The organism is Clostridioides sp. ES-S-0001-03, from assembly GCF_020676075.1.
Classification (GTDB): domain Bacteria; phylum Bacillota; class Clostridia; order Peptostreptococcales; family Peptostreptococcaceae; genus Clostridioides.
The window spans coordinates 468136-486076 of record NZ_JACVWJ010000002.1 but is presented as its reverse complement, the minus strand read 5'-3'; the positions used below and the strand labels follow the sequence as shown (position 1 = coordinate 486076).

Sequence of the window (17941 nt, the reverse complement as noted above, 5' to 3'; positions counted from 1 at the left end):
CCTAACCAATACCAATACATTCAAGGCAAATCATAATTGCTTTAGTTAATACTATATTTGCTTCTCCACGATATATGCCCAATACAATAAATGAAATACCAATTACAATAATAGAAATACCTTTTTTATTTTCTTTAATAAAGTTACTCATTACTTTTTACCATCTTTAATCTTTCATCTATAATTTTTTTCCATTCTTCTTTGCTATTTGCACCTGCAACTTTGTCACCTACAAATTTCCCGTTCTTGTCTACAAAATAAGTTGTTGGAAACTCTATAATTCTTTTAAAATCAGTCTTTTTCAAACCTTCAGATACTGTTAATTGTTGATAGGTAGCATTTGATTTTTTCATAATATCTTTAACTAAGTCTCTCTCTTCATCCGAAAGACCAGTTTTCATATCAGCTCCATCCACTTCTACAACTAATCCCTTTATAGCTACATTTGAATTATTACTTTCATATTCTTTTGATAAAGCTTCAAGTTCTGGCATCTCACCTACACATGGACCACACCAGGTAGTCCAAACATTAATAAGAGTAAGGTCTTTACTTGAAAACACCTCCTTTGTTACCTTATTTCCATCTACATCTTTGGTTTCTAGATTAAAAAACCATTCACTATTCTTTTCGCTTGTGTCTATAGGCTTAGACTCTTTTTTACTACAACCAGAAAGTATACCTAAAGCAAAAACACATCCCAAAACTAACACAAAAAACCTTTTCATACTTCACACTCCTAATATCTATATAATATATAAAATTGTTGATTGAAATAAAAGTAATCTATTCTCTATACTATAGTTATTATATTTAATAAATAATAGCCAACCTAAAGAAAACTATATTGAATATATATAGTTACTAAAATATACTTCTTATCAAACAAAATCTTATATATATGATAAGCTGTAAAACTTAAGATTATATACCTATATTTCTAAAGATTTTCTTAAGATATAATTATCTTTTTCAATAGAGTATAATTATTCTTTCAATAAAAGTTCATTAATCGCCATTCTATAAATCCTACGAAACATAAGTTATTATTGATTTAAAGCCATTTATAGTATTAGCAAAGTTTTTCTTGACTATATAGTTACTATATACCTTATTATATATAGAGAGTAATAAAAGGAGGTAAAATTTATGGAAAATTTATTTACAAGAAAATTCACTACTTTTGAATTTCTGAAATTTGTTTCTCCTGCAATTATATCCATGGTATTTATATCTTTATACACAATAATAGATGGTATATTTGTATCAACATTAGTTGGCTCAGATGCTCTTGCTAGTATAAATATTGTACTACCCATAATCAACCTTGTTTGTGGTTTTGGAATAATGATGGCAACTGGTGGAGGAGCTATAGTTTCTATACGTATGGGGGAAAATAGACAAGATGAAGCCAATTCTACATTTTCTTTTATAGTTTTATTTTCATTGATTATTGGAATTTTATTCACAATAATCTCGTATTTTTTTGTCAAAGAAATATCTATTTTACTTGGAGCAACAGATAAACTACTACCTTATTGTATAACTTATGGTAAGGTTATGATTTTATGTACACCTTTTTATATTTTAAAATTTATATTTGAATATTTTACAAGAACTGATGGAAACTCTAAATTTAGTTTATTTCTATCAGTAATTGGAGGTGTAACAAATATAATATTAGATTATGTGTTTATTAAATATTTTGGAATGGGTCTTCTAGGTGCTGCGGTTGCAACTGCTATAGGTATCATTTTAACTTGTATTTTAGGTATAGCCTACTTCTTATCAAGTAAGTCTACATTAAAATTAAAAAAACCAAAAACTGATTTTAGACTTATAAGAGATACAATGATAAATGGTTCTTCTGAAATGGTTACAGAATTATCTACAGGAATTACAACATTCTTATTTAATATAGTTGCTTTAAGATTAGCAGGAGAAACTGGACTTGCAGCTCTTACTATAGTACTTTATGCTCACTTTTTGATGACATCGGTTTATCTAGGTTTTGCTGCTGGAGTATCACCATTGATAAGTTATAATTTTGGTGCTGAAAATAGTAATAAGTTAAAAGAAACATTTAAGCATTCTTTAAAATTTATATTTGCTTCTTCTATTTTAGTTTTTATTGTAGCTTTAGTTTTTGCACCACTTATTGTTAGAGTTTTTGTAAATCCTGATAATGGGGTATTTGGTTTAGCTTTACAAGGTCTAAAAATATTTGCTTTTGCTTTTTTATTTGTTGGTATAAATATATTTGCATCAGGATTTTTCACAGCATTTCACAACGGAAAAATTTCAGCTATTATATCTTTTAGTCGTGCCTTTGTTTTTGTAATTATAGGAATTGTAATTCTTCCTCCTATATTGCATCTAAATGGATTATGGCTTACTGTTCCATTTGCTGAAATTATAACTATATTTATATCTATATTGTTTATAAAAAAATATAAGAGTAAATATAAGTATTAGTAAAATATATACTTGTTAAAATTAATAAAGCTAGCTTAAAGTAATTGTATTCAAATTTCGCTTTAGAAACTTCATATTTGTAATGAAATTAAAGCCCTTAAAATCCAAAACAAATGGTTTTTAAGGGCTTTTTACTAGTAATATTTAAATCTACTTTTAAGGTGATTTCTATTTTAATTATAATAAATCATTTGCATAATCCTTAATTGGAGCTCTTCTAAGTAGTAATATTATTAAGGCTATACAAACAAATATAGTTCCTACTTTTAACCCTAATAAAATAGAAGGATTTTCAAATAAAATAATAATTTTATCTAAATATGTAATCATTTTTTGCATATGTTTAATTGCAAAATTAACTACATAAATTAATATCAATATTGGTAGTCCTATTAATATGGTAAAGCTTGTAGCTTTTCTAACCCTATACGTAAAAGCACCCAATAAAGCGCCTATCAAACCTATACATATTTCACTAATACATAAATTTATAAAATAATTTAAATAAGCTAGTGGCATATTTGTTGTTGATGATTTTATTATCATGGGTATAGAGGTCCAAATTAAATCTTGTTTCAGTAAAGCTAACATATCTACCTTATAACCAGTTATAAGCTCAATAGATAACTTTGATAAAAATATCAAAACTATACTTACAATAGAAAGAACAAAGGCTAAAATAATTAAAGTTAGTATAATAGCTTTTATACAATTCTTTCTATCTGCCCTTATACTTAAAGCACCTGAAAAATCTTTATTTACTATAGATATTCCATATACAAATATTAGTATACTTATATAGTTTAAAAGTGGAGTTGTAAATGAAGATAAGTCTTCTTTAGGTAAATTAGCAAAATTTACAATAATAAGTGGTAAAACATTTAAAAAAACACCTATTACCAAAAATAAAATTATATACGTTTTTGTATTTTTATTAAAAAATTTCATATATGGTCTTAATTCATTCAATTACAAAACCTCCTTTTTAGTCATACTTACAAACATATCTTGTAATCCTATATATCCTACATCTATATTTGAATTTTTAAGTATATTTTCATCGTTTTTATTAAAGTCACCATAGTAAAAATAGGCAACTGTATTTCCAAATGATTTTTTAGGCTTTACATTTCTTATTGCTTCTAATTTTTCTACTTCTTCTCTGCTTCCAGTAATATAATGAGCTTTTTGTTTTATAGTATCAATATCTTCATCTATAATAATCTTACCTTCATTTAATATTATTACATGCTCTAATAAATCATCTATTTCATCAATCAAATGAGTTGATATTATTATCGTTCTTGGATTTTTTATATAATTATCTAAGATTACATTATAAAATTCTTGCCTGTTTACTGCATCTAGACCAATTGTTGGTTCATCAAATATAGTAATAGCTGAATTGGAACAAATTCCTATTATATTTGAAAGTATAGTCTTCATTCCCCTAGACAATTGTCTATACTTTTTCTTTATATTTAAATCAAAATATTTACATAGTTTTTCTTCTAATGCCTTATCATAATTTTTATAGAAGCTAGAAGAAAACTCAAATATCTGACCTACCTTAAAGTCTGAATTATAAAATTCTTTTTCTCTTACAATACAAATATCTTCCAATACTTTTAAATCTTCTTTTATATTTTTTCCTGAAATTTCTATATCTCCTTCACTTTGAATTAATTGATTTACTATTATATTCAATAATGTAGTTTTCCCAGCACCATTTTTTCCTAATAAACCATATATTTTATTTTCTTCAAAATTCAGAGATACATTATCAAAAATCTTTTGTTTTTTGAAGCTATGAGACAAATTTTTTATCCTAATAGAGTTACTCATACATTACTCCCCCTTAAAATTTATTATAATATCAACTAATTCTTCTCTGTTTATTTCTAATTTATCTGCTTCTTGAAGTAGATTTTTTATAAAATTATTTTTAAAGTTTTCTTTCCTAACTTCTTTTATTATACTTCTTGCCCCCTCTGATACAAACATTCCTATCCCTCTCTTCTTGTATAAAATATTCTTATCAACTAATGTATTTATTCCTTTCAAGACTGTAGCAGGATTAATTTTATAAAGCTTTGAAAGTTCAGTTGTTGATGGAACCTGCTCTTCTTCTTTTATTCCATCTGATAGTATTTCATCTTCAATTGCTCGTGCTATCTGAATAAATATGGGTTCTTCATTATTTAATATTAATTTCATAGGTTCCTCCTTCCTAAGTTAGTTAATTACTTAAGTAACTAACTATAAGACTATAATATATTATAAAGTTTTCTCTGTCAAGATTAAATAAAAAAAACAGAGGGAAATTTCCCTCTGCCTTTTATTCTATAAATTTATAATTAAACTAATATCTAGTTGTCATTGTTTTATCCATTAATTAATAGTTTTAATAACCTGTTATGTCTTCATTTTTTAATATTTTACATATTGAACTAGTACCTAATCTTTCAGCACCTGCCTCTATAAATTTTTCTGCATCAGAAATCGATTTAACACCTCCAGCAGCCTTTATCTTAACAGTTTCTCCAACATGCTCTTTCATAAGCTTTATATCTTCTAAAGTAGCTCCACCTGTTCCCATTCCAGTAGATGTCTTTATAAAATCTGCACCAGACACTGTTACTATCTCACACATCTTTACTTTTTCATATTCCTCTAAATAACATGTTTCTATAATAACTTTTAATATTTTATCTCCAATAATTGCTTTTATTTCTTTTATCTCATTTTCTATCTTCTCATAGTCCCCATTTTTAATATCTGAAATATTTACAACCATATCAACTTCATCTGCTCCATTTTTAATTGCATCTTCAGCTTCAAATACCTTCGTTGCAGTAGTTTGATATCCTAGGGGAAATCCTATTACTGTGCATACCTTTATTTTACTATTTAAATATTCTACTGCTCTTTTTACATATGATGGTGGTATACAAACTGATGCTACATTCATGTTTATAGCCTCATCACATAAAATCTTAATATCTTCCCATGTCGTTGTAGCCTTTAAAATAGTATGGTCTACTGTTTTTAATATGTGTTTCATAAAATCCTCCTAAATATATAATTAATATAGTTAAACTAGTTTTTTAAGTGTAACTTTCTTTTTGCAATATTTAATATCATATCAACTTCTTCAACTTTAAAAATGGTCATTAGTAATGTATAAATTCCACCTCCAACTATTACTGAAATGGTTAATGATACTAACTCGTTAAGTGTACCTACGCCTAAAAGTCCAAATATAAATTTATACGTAAAATATGATAAAATTCCCATAATAACTGATGCTACTAATGATTTTAAGGTTGCTTTTATTATCTTATCTTGTCCAAAATAACCTACTTTCCTTCTTAAATTTATGAAAAGTAACAATATACATGCAATTGATGATGAACTAGTTGCAAGAGCAAGACCACCATGAGCCATAGGTTTTATTAAAATTAAATCTAGCACTATATTTACACAAACAGATATAATACCATTTACCATAGGTGTTTTTGTATCTTGTAATGAATAAAAAACTTTACCTAATATATCTCTAAGTCCAAATGCAGTCATTCCAACTGCATAGAAAACTAAAGCAGTTGCTGTCATTTGAGTTGCTCTAGCATCAAAAGCTCCTCTTTCAAATATAATTCTAACAACTGGATTTGCAAAAACAATAGACCCAACTGAAATAGGAATCATAGAAATTATTATCATATTGACACTAGATTTAACTGAACTAGTAAATTTTTTTTGATTATTCTCTGCACTTAATTTTGACAGCATTGGGTACATAACAGACACTATTGAGGCTGTAAATGTCCCTGTAACAAAACCATTTAACCTATCTGCATAAGTAAGTGCTGGTATACTACCTTTAACTAATGTAGATGCTAAAGTTGTATCAACTAATGAGTTTACTTGATTAACAGCAACACCTATAAACACTGGTGAAAGTAATGCCAGCAATTTTATAAGACTATCATCTTTAAAATCTAAGTAAAATGAATATTTGTAATCTGTTTTTTTAACAAAAAACATGTAAAAAAGTAGCTGAACTATCATAGCAACTACAGCACCAACTGGAAGTACATATGGTCCAAACACGGTACTTATCATTATTGAAATAATTATTACTATATTATAGGGGATACTACCAAATCCAACTATGATAAAATTTTCTTTTATTTGTAAAAATGCTGACATAACACTAGTAATACCTATAAATATTATTCCCGTTATAAGTACTTTAGTAAATTTTACAGTAAGCTCAAATCTCTCACCTTCAAATCCTATAGCAAATATACTCACAAGTTGTTTTGAAAAAATCACACCCAGTATAGCTACAATTATGCATATACCAACTATTATATTTAAGACATTGTTTAAAAATTTTACTGCTTGTTTTTCACCTTGTTTACTACTTATGTCTTGATACATTGGTATAAAAGTAGTAACTATAGCAGTTCCTATTGCTGCAAATATAATATTTGGTATATTCATAGCTGTCAAATAACTTTCTGTATACAAACCTGTTCCATAAATTGATGATAAAACTAATTCTCTACCCATGCCAAGAATCTTAGATATTACAGTAACTATCATCAAATAAAAAGTTGCTTTAGCCACTTTGCTCATTTCATCACTCCACTTCTAACACACTTCTTTTAGTTCAGTAAAAGCTAGCCTATTATATATAATTTAATCTATTATTCCTACATTTTCTGAAGATAATAGTAGTTGTTTATTCTTTAATATATCATAAATAACATTATTTTTTATGTTTTTTATTTATACAACATTTTCTATAATCGCAATTTAAATCTAATAGAATAAATTTAATTGAATTCACAGAAATGGAGTTATTATTTTCTAATCTAGGTAAAACAAAACACTTATATTAGCAATATCTTTAAATTTCATTTTATTCATTTCTTATAACTTAATAATCTCAACATAAGGAAAATATATAATCATTTTTAAGTTATATTTTAACATATTTTATCTATTTTGAAAAATTTTAATCACTTTTACTAAATAATTATTTATTTAAAGAAAATCCAAAAAAGTATTCTCCTCAATGAAGAATACTTAACAGAAATATATAAGTGCATTTTAAATAAAGTACATCAATATGATTATTAATAGTCGTCAATAAGCTAATAAAAACTCAACTTTTCTGCAAGTTAAAGTAATGTAAAGGTAATTTTTATTTTATTAATCTCATATTTTCCTATTGAAAAACCATTATTGATTATGTGTAAGTATGACAAAAGAAAAAACAAAAGTAGGAGAATCTTTCTCCTACTTTCTTTTATATTCGCTTTATAAATATTAATAAAAATGCTTTAATTGTTTTAATTTACTTGGATGTCTTAATTTTCTTATTGCTTTAGCTTCTATTTGTCTTATTCTTTCTCTAGTAACTCCAAACACCTTTCCAATTTGCTCTAATGTCTTAGGGTCATCATCATCAATGCCAAATCTCATTCTCAAAACCTGCTGTTCTTGTTCTCCAAGACCTGTAAGTAATTCTTCTATTTTTTCTTTTAAATTATGTTGTTCCACTTCATGCATTACAACATCTTTAAAATCAGCATCTGATGGTATAAATTCAACTAAACTACTATCTTCATCTTCTTTTAATGGTGTATCCAAAGATACAACATTTTTATCTCGTTTTAATAATTCCAATACTTTCTCAACCTCAAGACCACAAGCATCTGCAATCTCATCTACAGTTGGTTCTCTTAATAATACATTTAAAAGTTCTTGTTTCTTTTTCTTTACAAAATTTATTCTTTGGTGAAGATGTATAGGTATTCTAATAGTATTTTCGCAATCATCAATATATCTTGTTATGCTTTGTTTTATCCACCATGTAGCATAAGTGCTAAATTTGTATCCTTTTTTATAATCGTACTTCTCTACTGCTTTTATGAGTCCTATATTTCCCGCTTGAATTAAGTCTAGCATATCAATACTATCTCTTTTATATCTTTTTGCTATGCTCACTACCAACCTATAATTTGAATTTATAAACTTTTCCTTTGCTACTGAAGATGAGTTGATTATTTCCTTTGCCAGCTCTACCTCTTCTCCTGCTGACAACATTTTGTATTCCTCAATTTCCTTTAAATACATTTTCATCGCATTTGATACATTTGATGAACCCACACAAATATAATTTTCATAATTATTTTCTTTTTTAGTATCCATAATCAAACCCCTTCTATTCATAGAATTTGCTAAAACAAAAATAAATAATTTAAAACTACATAATCTACAACTACATAATATCCCCTTCTTCAAATAAGTTGTTTTGTATATTATGTATACAAAGTTATAAAAACTATACCTATAATATTATTCTACCTCTAACCCTAATATCCTCCTTATATATATAATTTATTTTATTATATATTGTTATATCCTAAGTTTTTAGATTGATATATGTCTAAAAAAAGACTGTTGATTAAACAGTCTTTTTTAATATATATGCTTGTTATTTACTTTTCATGATGATTGCATCCACATCCACAATTTTCATCGTGATGATGATGTTCTTCTTCTGAATCTTTAACTTGTTGTTCCATCTCATTAAACTCTTTTACCATTATATCATAAGTTGGAAGTGCTGCCTCAGTATCATATTCTTCGCCTCTCCAATCAGCATACATCATAGCATCACCATTAGTTAAAACCAATCTACCTGACATAGTTATGTTATCTACTTCTTCTAAAAATTCTATTTGTTTTTGTAAAACTTCCCCTTCTAATTCTACATCTTCATCTAAACACTGCACTATCATTACTGGAGCGTAATAATCCTCATCATCTTTAACATTTACAATAATATCTAAAGTTCCCTCTGCACCTTCTTCAAATTCTGCTAATTCAACATTTGTATCAATCATGTCCTGAGGTACCAATAAATCTTCTATTAAATATTTTATTACTCTGTCTTTTACTAATTCTTTTGACATTTATTTTTTCTCCTTCCGATTCTATAACATTATCATAATCATTTCTATATTATAGTATACTACATTAATTGTTTTTTCAATCTCTTATAAAAATTATTTTTTTATTATTTACCTTATATTACCTTTTTTATTACAAACTTGTAATCGCATTGATTTAAAAAATAGTTTATATTTAGTATAATAGAAATGTAGCACATATTTTTATTCAGTATATTGATAAAAATGTATATTGAAAATGTAATGTATGTTAAATCTAGGAGGATTATTATGAAGTTTAAAAAACAAATTAGCTCTATTATTATATCTACTATGCTTGTGTTTGGAAGTTTAAACCTTGCTTATGCAGATGGAACAAATGTTGTTACACTTGGAGCTAACTTATCAGAATCTCAAAAACAACAAATGCTTAATTATTTTGGAGTTAAAAAAGACCAAGTCTTAGTTTTAGATGTAACAAATGCAGAAGAAAGACAATATTTACAAGGTGTTGCAACAGAGAGCCAACTTGGTAAAGTTACTATTTCTTGCTCTTATGTTGAGCCTACAACAAATGGCAATGGAATTAATGTTAAAACAGCAAATTTAACTTGGGTAACTAGCTCAATGATTGCTTCAACACTTACAACAGCTGGTCTTGAAAATGCAAATGTTATTGCTGCTGCTCCATATCCTGTAAGTGGTACTGGTGCATTGACAGGAATTATGAAAGCATTTGAAGATGCATCAGGAAAAAAACTTGACGAAACAAAAAAGGAAATTGCTTCTGAAGAGTTAGTGGTTACAGGTGATTTAGGAGATGATATAGGTCAAGAAAAAGCAACTGGTGTGATGAATGATATTAAAACAGAAATTGTAAAAAATGGTACAAAGGATACTAATCAAATAGCTAATACGATAAATAATGTTGTAAACAATTACAATATTACTATTACACCAGAACAAAAAGAACAAATTCAAGGTGTAATGAAAAAAATAGCTGACCAAGATTATGATTACAATAATATGAAAAATACATTGGATAATGTATCAGACAATGTAAATGAACAACTAAAAAAATTAGGTGATAGTGTTAAAGGTTCTGGAATACTAGATACTATAGGTGGATGGTTTAGTGGAATAGGAGATTGGTTCTCTGGTTTATTCTCAGGAGGAGATAAAAAAGATTTGGGAATCTTAAATAACACTAATGATGAGTCTCTTGGCTCAAATGCTGTGATAAACTCTACAGAAGGTGTTCAAATAAATCCACAAGATAATACTAACTCTAATAATACAGATAACTCAGAAGATAGTACTAACTCTAATAATACGGATAACTCAGAAAATAATAGCGAGAATAATGATAACACTCAATCAAGTGAAAATAACACAACTAATAATTCTGAAAATCAATCCAATACTAATGACTCAGTTGGTTTCTTTGAAAAAATAAAGAATTGGCTTTCAGGTTTATTTTAAAAATTAAGTAAATAAAAGAATTGCCTAATATAGAAATTTTCTATAAAAGGCAATTCTTTTTATCTCAAATAAATTCTTATTACTTGCTCATTTTTTGAGATTTTTCTATACATGCACATATAGCTTTTATAACAGAGGCTCTAAAACCTTCCTCTTCAAGGACTTTAACTGCTTCTATAGTAGTCCCTCCAGGTGAGCATACCATATCTTTTAGTTCACCAGGATGTTTTCCTGTTTCAAGTACCATTTTTGCAGAACCCATAACTGCTTGTGCTGCAAATTTATATGCTTGTTGTCTTGGCATTCCTGCAATTACTGCTGCATCTGCAATAGCTTCTATAAACAAAAACACATAGGCTGGTGCAGAACCACTCGCTCCAATCACTGCTTCTATAAGATATTCTGGTACGACTTCAGTGTTTCCAAAAGAACTAAATACTTCTACCACTGCTTCTAAATCTTCATCTTTTATATTTTTATTTATAGATATTGAAGACATAGCCTCATTTACAAGTGCAGGAGTATTAGGCATAGTTCTAACTATTTTTTTATTTTCACCTATAATTGCCTCTATATCTTTTATAGATTTTCCTGCTGCTATTGTAACTATAATCTTACTATCATCTACAAAATCTTTTATCTCTTCTAAAATATCATCATATATGTCTGGCTTAACAGCTACAATTACTATATCAGAATTTCTAGTAACCTCTTTTGAATCTTTTGTAGTATTTATACCAAAATTTGCATGTATTCTATCAAGAGTTCCTTGAGTATATGCTGATGCTGTTACCATATTAGGTTCAACTAATTTTGAATTTACTATACCACCTATCATAGCACTGGCCATATTCCCTGCACCTATAAATCCAATTCTTTTCACTGTAATACTCCTCCTTAAATAAGTAATAACTAAACTTTAAGCTTCTTTAACTGTATCAGAATTTTCAAATGGATTTGGTATACTTACCACTAAAATTCTTACCATCTTATTAGTATAGTTAACCCAATTGTGATTGTTCTTTTCACTATTGTAGTGTATTGTATCACCTGGATACATTTCAATTTGCTCGTCACCCAAAAACACTGTAAGAGTGCCCTCTAAAACATATACAAATTCTTCACCACTATGTACATAGCAACAAATTTCTTCACTACTTTTACTTGGAAGAATTTCAATTAATCTTGGTAACATAGTTTTTTCTTTTAAATTAGATGATAAATGATAATGTATAAATGTTGAATTTTCTACATCAAAAACTTCTTTTTCATAACTTCTTAATACAGGTCTCTTATGCTCCTTTGGTTTCATAAAAAAGTAAGTTAAATCTACATCCAATACATTTGCTATTTTACCTAATGAATCTGTTGCCACACTTGTTAATCCTCTTTCAAGCTGTGACAAAAATCCAATTGATAAGTTTGTTTTCTCACTCATATCTTTCAGTGTCATTTGTTTTTGAGTTCTAAGTTGCTTTATTTTTGCTCCTATGTCCTTATTCAAAACCATCACCCCTAAATAATTTTAATTTTTTCATAATATAAATATAAGAATATAAATATAGGCTATTATATCTATAATATTTCACCTCAAAAAAACTTTATTAGTATAAATATAATTTATTCACTTTCTTTTGTCTACACATTTATCATTATTTATAATTTATTATATATATCTCTCTACCTAATTTAATAAAATTTATTAATCATTTTTCTATTTTTTAATATATCTGATTATAATGACTTTTTTTATATTATAAAACTATATTATAAAACTTAAGTTATTCCTATAATTTACTTTATTATTTATATAGTTCATAATATATAAATCCTATTAGTATAATTTTTATCAGATTACTATCTTTAATTTATGTATATTGCATTATATAGTTTATTTGAATTTAACTATTAAAAATCAAGCTTATTACATTGCTATTTCTACAGATTTTTACATCCTTTACAATAATTATAACATAATTTTACAATTTAATAGTATCTATTCAATGCCTTTTTTTATTTCTACAATATCTTATATTTTACAGTCTAAAACTATACATATTTTTCTAATATTTATACAGATACAGACTTGTTATTTCCTAATTTAACAATCGTTATCAAAATATTTATCATCTTTTTAAATTCCATTTTTAAATTTTCTGTCTAACAATAATTTTCATAATAAACCATATGAAATCACCTTATAACCTCAATCATACGATTTTAAATATATCTCTATTCTAAAGATACTTTCTTTTTTTGTCAAAATTTTTCTATTTTTTATAAATAATTATTTGTTGTAATAAATAATCTGTTTAATATAAAATAAACTAACTTTATATATAAACACGACTATTCTTAATAAAATGCGTCCAAAAGTTAATATTCATTTATTTTATAGTATAATATTATCATACTTATTTTGTTGAAATATATCTTTGTTTGTATAAACAAAACAATTAAAAATAATTATAAAAATCTACTGAAAATACATCTCCTGCTTTATAAATTTATTTATACTAAAATAAAAATTCTATAAAAAATAAGATATATATTTATAAAAAATAATTTTTATAAATATATATCTTATTGATATCAGTACCTATTCTATATAAAAACGCCATAAAAAATCTTTTGCTTCTTCTGCATAGTCTATATTTATACGTTTACTAGTTTTTATATCCAATTTATCTTCACTAAATACTTTTTTTCCTTCATTGTCATAATAAAAGTCACTTATATACAATTCTTCGCCCATTATACTCTTACTATTTAAGCTTCTATCTATTTTTAAAGCCTTACAAAGTTTTCCTGGTCCATTAGTAATATTTTTTATTTGATACTTACTCAAATTATCATACAGTTTATTATATCTATTTACAGATATCTCATTTAAAGAAGTTATTGGTTCGACACCTCTTATTAACACACACTCTGGTACATTTTCTATATTTGCTGATAGATTTAGACAATTGTACATACCATAAATTAAATAAACATATATATGTCCACCATCTAAATAGAGAGGCTTAGTTCTCTCAGTTCTTTTATCACCATATACATGTGCGCCTTTGTCATTTATACCCATGTATGCCTCTGTCTCTACTATCTTGGTAACAATTGTTTTATTTTCATATTTTCTTATTAAATATTTACCTAATATAGATTTAGCTAAATCAATTCCATTTTTCCTAAAAAAATCCTTTTCCAAAATTTCACCTCATAAAGTTTATTTATAGTCAGTTAAATACAGCTAAAATCATAAGTAAAATTAGTCTGCTTTTAATTGTATATTAATATATAAAATAATGGATTTCAATATTTACTACTTATATATATCAAAAAATTCTATCTCGAATTTTTCAATATTATCGTTGTAATTTGATTTATCATAGACTTCTTCAACTACTTCTTTAATTGGGAATATTATTTTTACCTTTGTTCCTTCTCCTAATTTACTATCTATATAAATTTCTCCATTTTGAATTTCAATTAACGATTTTGCAAGACATAATCCTATTCCACTTCCGAATTCATTTGATATACCACTATTTTCAATTTGTTTAAATCTATTAAATATGTCATTTAATTTTTCCTTTTCTATACCTATTCCAGTATCTTTTATAAGTATTTCTACATTTTCACCCTCTTTATATATTCCTACAAGTATTTCTCCACCTTCTAAAGTAAACTTTATAGCATTTGATAATATATTCAATATTATCCTCTCTATAGATTCTGGGTCAAGTCCTACTCTCATGGTTTCTTCATTTGTATCAAAAACTAAGTCTATTCCCTTAGATTTTGCATAACTGCTAATGGATGTAACTATTCTTTCTGTTATATCGATAATATCAAAGTTAACCGCTTTAATCTTATATATTTCTGATTTAACTTGAGAAATATTTATTATATTATCTATTAATCTTAATAATCTAAACATGTTTTGTTTAGTTATTTTTATGTGTTCTCTTAATATATCTTGACAGTCAATTATCTTTCCTTTTTTATAAAGATTCTCGATAAGCTGAACTGAACTATAGATATTATTTAAAGGGGTCTTAAGTTCATGAGATATATTAGCATAGAACTCCATCTTCATCTGGTCATACTGTCTTTGTTTTATTAATGCTTTTTTAAGTCTCTCAGACTCTCTTTGTACACTTAAATCTTTAATTATTCTCACTCTACTTCTCTTCTGCCCAAAGTATAAGGTTCTTGATATCATCTTTACTTCTTTAATATGATTGTTTTCATTTACTATATGAATACTTTTTTCTCTTTCACCTATATTTAAATTGTTTATGTATTTTTTTACTAAGATATTTCTATATTTTTGTGTTGTTACGCCCAGTACATCACTTGATATTCCAAATAATTCTCTAAAAGCTCTATTCGTATAGAGTACTCTTGATGTACTTAAATCTTCAAGAAAAATAGCCTCTGGTATAGCATCTAATAATTTTTCATATATTATTTTTTGTTCATTTACTGTTCTAAGTATATTTATTTCTTTAGTTATATCTCTAAATGTAAGTAACTTAAATAATTTATTATTTGACCAATAATCTCCAACTCTTACTTCTTCAACATGTTCTTCGCCCTCTGAATCAGACATTACAAAATTAATTATACAATTTGCTGTATCATTATAACTTACTATTTCAGCTTTCTTTTCTTTTGTTAGATTTAATCTTTTAAACTCTCTATTATCAAAAAAATCTACGTTAAAGGTTTCAAAATATTTTTCTAATGTCATATTAACTAGCTCTTTTGGTGTACATTTAAAACTCTTTTCATATTTTTTATTTATGCTTATTACTTTATTCTTCTTTATACCACCTTCTGCACTTCTTACAAGTATAGGAGATGGTATATTTAATATTATATTTTCATAATCTTTATTTATAGCCCTTATCTCTTTATCCATTTTTATTTCATTTGTAATATTATTTAAGCTTATTAAATAATTACTTTCTTCTTCATTATTACTTAAACTTAACAAATATATTTTATTATTCAACTCTACTTGTTTATCAATTATACTTATATCCGTATCAAATTTCTTTAGCTTTTCAGCTACATGCTCATCTTCCTTTATAAAATTTAATATGTGATAAAAGTTTTTCATGTCCTTTGAAAATTCATCTTTAAATGCATTATTTGTATAACTTATATTAAAATCATAATCTGTTATTATCCATACATTTGGTATAGTATCAAGTGCTTGTCTTAATAACTCTTTTCTTTCATCTATGTAATTTTTTAATGTTTTCTGTATAGTCATGTCCTTTTCTATTGCTAGATTTATCTTACTTAATTGTTCTGACTTTTTACTTAATTTCTTATTTATTGAATTTAATTCATAATATGGATATACCACTCTATTAATTAGACTGTATACATACACATAGTAAGTATAATTACATAACAATAAATACACTACTCCTATTAATCTATCTGTATCTACTATACTAATTTGACAAGTTGTTATAAAACCTATAATAGTTGCAAATAAAGCAAAGTATGATAAATTTTTTATTAAGCTATAATGTTCAGTTTCACTATTAGTTTTGTTTAATACAAACAATAAATTGAACAAAGACATGACAACATTAATTGCCATAATAATCATATTCAAATAAAAGTTATTAAAAATACTTCTTAGAAGATAATCTACTATTACAAAAGTACTGTTGAAAATCAACAAATGACTTATTCTCAGCTTTTTTATTTTAGAAATTGTTAAGTATATAAATGTAGATATATTAATTATACTTAAATTGAGTATCATAACTTGGAATTTTTGAATCTCTAATTCTGCTATGCCTAAAATCCCCACAAAAACTAATACAAGGCATCCTAATTTTAGTATGTTTATAAATTCATCTTTTTCAAAACTAGTTATATAAACTATAGAATATCCAAATATCCAAAGTAAAATTATTCTATACATATTTATGGAAACTGTATACAAATTTATATTCAAAAGTGCAATAATTAAAAATAACCCATTAGCCAATATATAGCCCTTATTCTTCCTTAAAGTTCCTTTAGATTCCATATTCTCCACCACTTCTTCATTTTTATATAGTTTTATCTATAAATATGTTACCACAATTCTCCCAAAAAATTTGTCACTTTCTAGTTATAAAAAAAAATGAGTAAAGTTTTTAAAATTTTACTCATTTTATAGATTTTGTATATTTAATTTAAAAAGCTGGAACTATACTTCCTTTATATTCATCTTGTATAAACTTTTTAACTTCTTTACTATTCATAGCCTCTGATAAAGCTTTAATCTTATCGCTATCTTTATTATCTTCTCTACAAGCAATTATATTTACATATGGAGAATCGCTTGATTCTATTACTATTGCATCTTTAGTAGGATTTAAATTCGCTGTTAAAGCATAGTTAGAATTTATTACTGCTCCATCAACATCTTTTAATACTGTTGGTAATTGTTCTGCATTCATTTCTTTTATTTGTATATTTTTAGGATTTTTAGTTATATCTTTTTTAGTTATAAGTTCGCCATCCTTTACTTCTATTAATTTATGCTTTGCTAATAATTTAAGTGCTCTAGCTCCATTAGTCGCATCATTTGGTACAGCTATAACTGCTCCATCTTTTACTTCATCTAATGATTTAACTTTTTCTGAATAGAATCCCATTGGCTCTATATGAACTTTAGATGTATAAGTAAGTTTATATTCCTTTTCCTTCACAGTCTCCTCTAAAAATGGAATATGTTGAAAGAAGTTAGCATCCAAAGAACCTTCATCTAAAGCTGTATTTGGAAGCACATAATCATCAAATATCTTTACTTCTAAATCATATCCTTTTTCTTTTAATAAAGGTTTTGCAACTTCCAATATTTTTGCATGTGGATTTGATGATGCCCCTACTAATATTTTTTTATCCTCTTTGTTTGAACATCCTACTGCTGATATTGCTATTGCTGACACTAATGCTACTGATAATAATTTTTTTAATTTCATTTTTTACTCCCCCTT

General features: G+C 26.0%; 16 protein-coding genes. 2 read left to right on the top strand and 14 right to left on the bottom strand.

The annotated features are described in order from the left end of the window. Window position 1: 1 nt before the first annotated feature. The gene (locus IC174_RS05435; RefSeq protein ID WP_227432878.1) at window positions 2-151 is read right to left on the bottom strand and encodes a CD1871A family CXXC motif-containing protein; all 150 of its coding nucleotides are present in this window, start codon (window positions 149-151) and stop codon (window positions 2-4) included. Beyond that, the gene (locus IC174_RS05430) at window positions 144-728 is read right to left on the bottom strand and encodes a TlpA family protein disulfide reductase (protein ID WP_227482331.1); all 585 of its coding nucleotides are present in this window, start codon (window positions 726-728) and stop codon (window positions 144-146) included. Before IC174_RS05430 ends, IC174_RS05435 begins: the two co-directional genes overlap by 8 nt. 421 nt (window positions 729-1149) lie before the next feature. Between IC174_RS05430 and IC174_RS05425 the strand changes: the two genes are divergently transcribed. Then, window positions 1150-2475: an MATE family efflux transporter gene (locus IC174_RS05425; protein WP_227482330.1), complete on the top strand. Its 1326-nt coding sequence runs from the start codon at window positions 1150-1152 to the stop codon at window positions 2473-2475. Between the two features lie 177 nt (window positions 2476-2652). Here IC174_RS05425 and IC174_RS05420 read toward each other — a convergent pair whose 3' ends face one another. From IC174_RS05420 to IC174_RS05390, 7 genes are all read right to left on the bottom strand, one after another. Continuing rightward, a complete protein-coding gene (locus IC174_RS05420) occupies window positions 2653-3444 on the bottom strand; it encodes an ABC transporter permease (protein WP_227432874.1) in 792 nt (263 codons plus the stop codon). Then, window positions 3445-4320, bottom strand: coding sequence for an ABC transporter ATP-binding protein (locus IC174_RS05415; protein ID WP_227482329.1), 876 nt, complete (start codon window positions 4318-4320; stop codon window positions 3445-3447). A gap of 3 nt (window positions 4321-4323) precedes the next feature. Continuing rightward, the gene (locus tag IC174_RS05410; protein WP_227432872.1) at window positions 4324-4692 is read right to left on the bottom strand and encodes a GntR family transcriptional regulator; all 369 of its coding nucleotides are present in this window, start codon (window positions 4690-4692) and stop codon (window positions 4324-4326) included. A 187-nt stretch (window positions 4693-4879) separates the two neighbouring features. Continuing rightward, a complete protein-coding gene (gene deoC / locus IC174_RS05405; RefSeq protein WP_227482328.1) occupies window positions 4880-5539 on the bottom strand; it encodes a deoxyribose-phosphate aldolase in 660 nt (219 codons plus the stop codon). A 35-nt stretch (window positions 5540-5574) separates the two neighbouring features. Beyond that, window positions 5575-7119 (bottom strand): murein biosynthesis integral membrane protein MurJ, encoded by a 1545-nt coding sequence (murJ, locus tag IC174_RS05400; protein ID WP_227482327.1) that lies wholly within the window; start codon window positions 7117-7119, stop codon window positions 5575-5577. Between the two features lie 696 nt (window positions 7120-7815). After that, on the bottom strand, window positions 7816-8700 hold the full coding sequence (locus IC174_RS05395) for an RNA polymerase sigma factor RpoD/SigA (RefSeq protein WP_227432868.1): 885 nt from the start codon (window positions 8698-8700) through the stop codon (window positions 7816-7818). A 290-nt stretch (window positions 8701-8990) separates the two neighbouring features. Next, a complete protein-coding gene (locus tag IC174_RS05390; protein WP_227432867.1) occupies window positions 8991-9467 on the bottom strand; it encodes a type I restriction enzyme HsdR N-terminal domain-containing protein in 477 nt (158 codons plus the stop codon). A gap of 267 nt (window positions 9468-9734) precedes the next feature. Between IC174_RS05390 and IC174_RS05385 the strand changes: the two genes are divergently transcribed. Further along, a complete protein-coding gene (locus IC174_RS05385) occupies window positions 9735-10925 on the top strand; it encodes a DUF1002 domain-containing protein (RefSeq protein WP_227482326.1) in 1191 nt (396 codons plus the stop codon). 79 nt (window positions 10926-11004) lie between these two features. On the opposite strand, the gene proC is transcribed toward IC174_RS05385, so the two are convergent. The 5 genes from proC to IC174_RS05360 form a co-directional block, all read right to left on the bottom strand. Continuing rightward, a complete protein-coding gene (gene proC / locus IC174_RS05380; protein ID WP_227432864.1) occupies window positions 11005-11808 on the bottom strand; it encodes a pyrroline-5-carboxylate reductase in 804 nt (267 codons plus the stop codon). 36 nt (window positions 11809-11844) lie between these two features. Continuing rightward, the gene (locus IC174_RS05375; RefSeq protein ID WP_413840640.1) at window positions 11845-12435 is read right to left on the bottom strand and encodes a helix-turn-helix domain-containing protein; all 591 of its coding nucleotides are present in this window, start codon (window positions 12433-12435) and stop codon (window positions 11845-11847) included. 1089 nt (window positions 12436-13524) lie between these two features. Continuing rightward, window positions 13525-14133: a DNA-3-methyladenine glycosylase gene (locus IC174_RS05370; RefSeq protein WP_227432862.1), complete on the bottom strand. Its 609-nt coding sequence runs from the start codon at window positions 14131-14133 to the stop codon at window positions 13525-13527. 114 nt (window positions 14134-14247) lie between these two features. Further along, a complete protein-coding gene (locus tag IC174_RS05365; RefSeq protein WP_227482325.1) occupies window positions 14248-16986 on the bottom strand; it encodes a PAS domain-containing sensor histidine kinase in 2739 nt (912 codons plus the stop codon). 148 nt (window positions 16987-17134) lie between these two features. Further along, window positions 17135-17926 carry a MetQ/NlpA family ABC transporter substrate-binding protein gene (locus IC174_RS05360; protein ID WP_227432859.1) on the bottom strand — a complete coding sequence of 264 codons (792 nt, stop codon included), beginning with the start codon at window positions 17924-17926 and terminating at the stop codon, window positions 17135-17137. Window positions 17927-17941: the final 15 nt, after the last annotated feature.

What these genes read in the sequence shown, in the direction of transcription:
- IC174_RS05390 (WP_227432867.1), bottom strand. Translation starts at nt 9,467, where the DNA reads ATGTCAAAAGAATTAGTAAAAGACAGAGTAATAAAATATTTAATAGAA.
- IC174_RS05375 (WP_413840640.1), bottom strand. Translation starts at nt 12,435, where the DNA reads ATGGTTTTGAATAAGGACATAGGAGCAAAAATAAAGCAACTTAGAACT.
- deoC (WP_227482328.1), bottom strand. Translation starts at nt 5,539, where the DNA reads ATGAAACACATATTAAAAACAGTAGACCATACTATTTTAAAGGCTACA.
- IC174_RS05385 (WP_227482326.1), top strand. Translation starts at nt 9,735, where the DNA reads ATGAAGTTTAAAAAACAAATTAGCTCTATTATTATATCTACTATGCTT.
- IC174_RS05410 (WP_227432872.1), bottom strand. Translation starts at nt 4,692, where the DNA reads ATGAAATTAATATTAAATAATGAAGAACCCATATTTATTCAGATAGCA.
- IC174_RS05365 (WP_227482325.1), bottom strand. Translation starts at nt 16,986, where the DNA reads ATGGAATCTAAAGGAACTTTAAGGAAGAATAAGGGCTATATATTGGCT.
- IC174_RS05425 (WP_227482330.1), top strand. Translation starts at nt 1,150, where the DNA reads ATGGAAAATTTATTTACAAGAAAATTCACTACTTTTGAATTTCTGAAA.
- IC174_RS05430 (WP_227482331.1), bottom strand. Translation starts at nt 728, where the DNA reads ATGAAAAGGTTTTTTGTGTTAGTTTTGGGATGTGTTTTTGCTTTAGGT.
- IC174_RS05435 (WP_227432878.1), bottom strand. Translation starts at nt 151, where the DNA reads ATGAGTAACTTTATTAAAGAAAATAAAAAAGGTATTTCTATTATTGTA.
- IC174_RS05395 (WP_227432868.1), bottom strand. Translation starts at nt 8,700, where the DNA reads ATGGATACTAAAAAAGAAAATAATTATGAAAATTATATTTGTGTGGGT.
- IC174_RS05360 (WP_227432859.1), bottom strand. Translation starts at nt 17,926, where the DNA reads ATGAAATTAAAAAAATTATTATCAGTAGCATTAGTGTCAGCAATAGCA.
- murJ (WP_227482327.1), bottom strand. Translation starts at nt 7,119, where the DNA reads ATGAGCAAAGTGGCTAAAGCAACTTTTTATTTGATGATAGTTACTGTA.
- IC174_RS05415 (WP_227482329.1), bottom strand. Translation starts at nt 4,320, where the DNA reads ATGAGTAACTCTATTAGGATAAAAAATTTGTCTCATAGCTTCAAAAAA.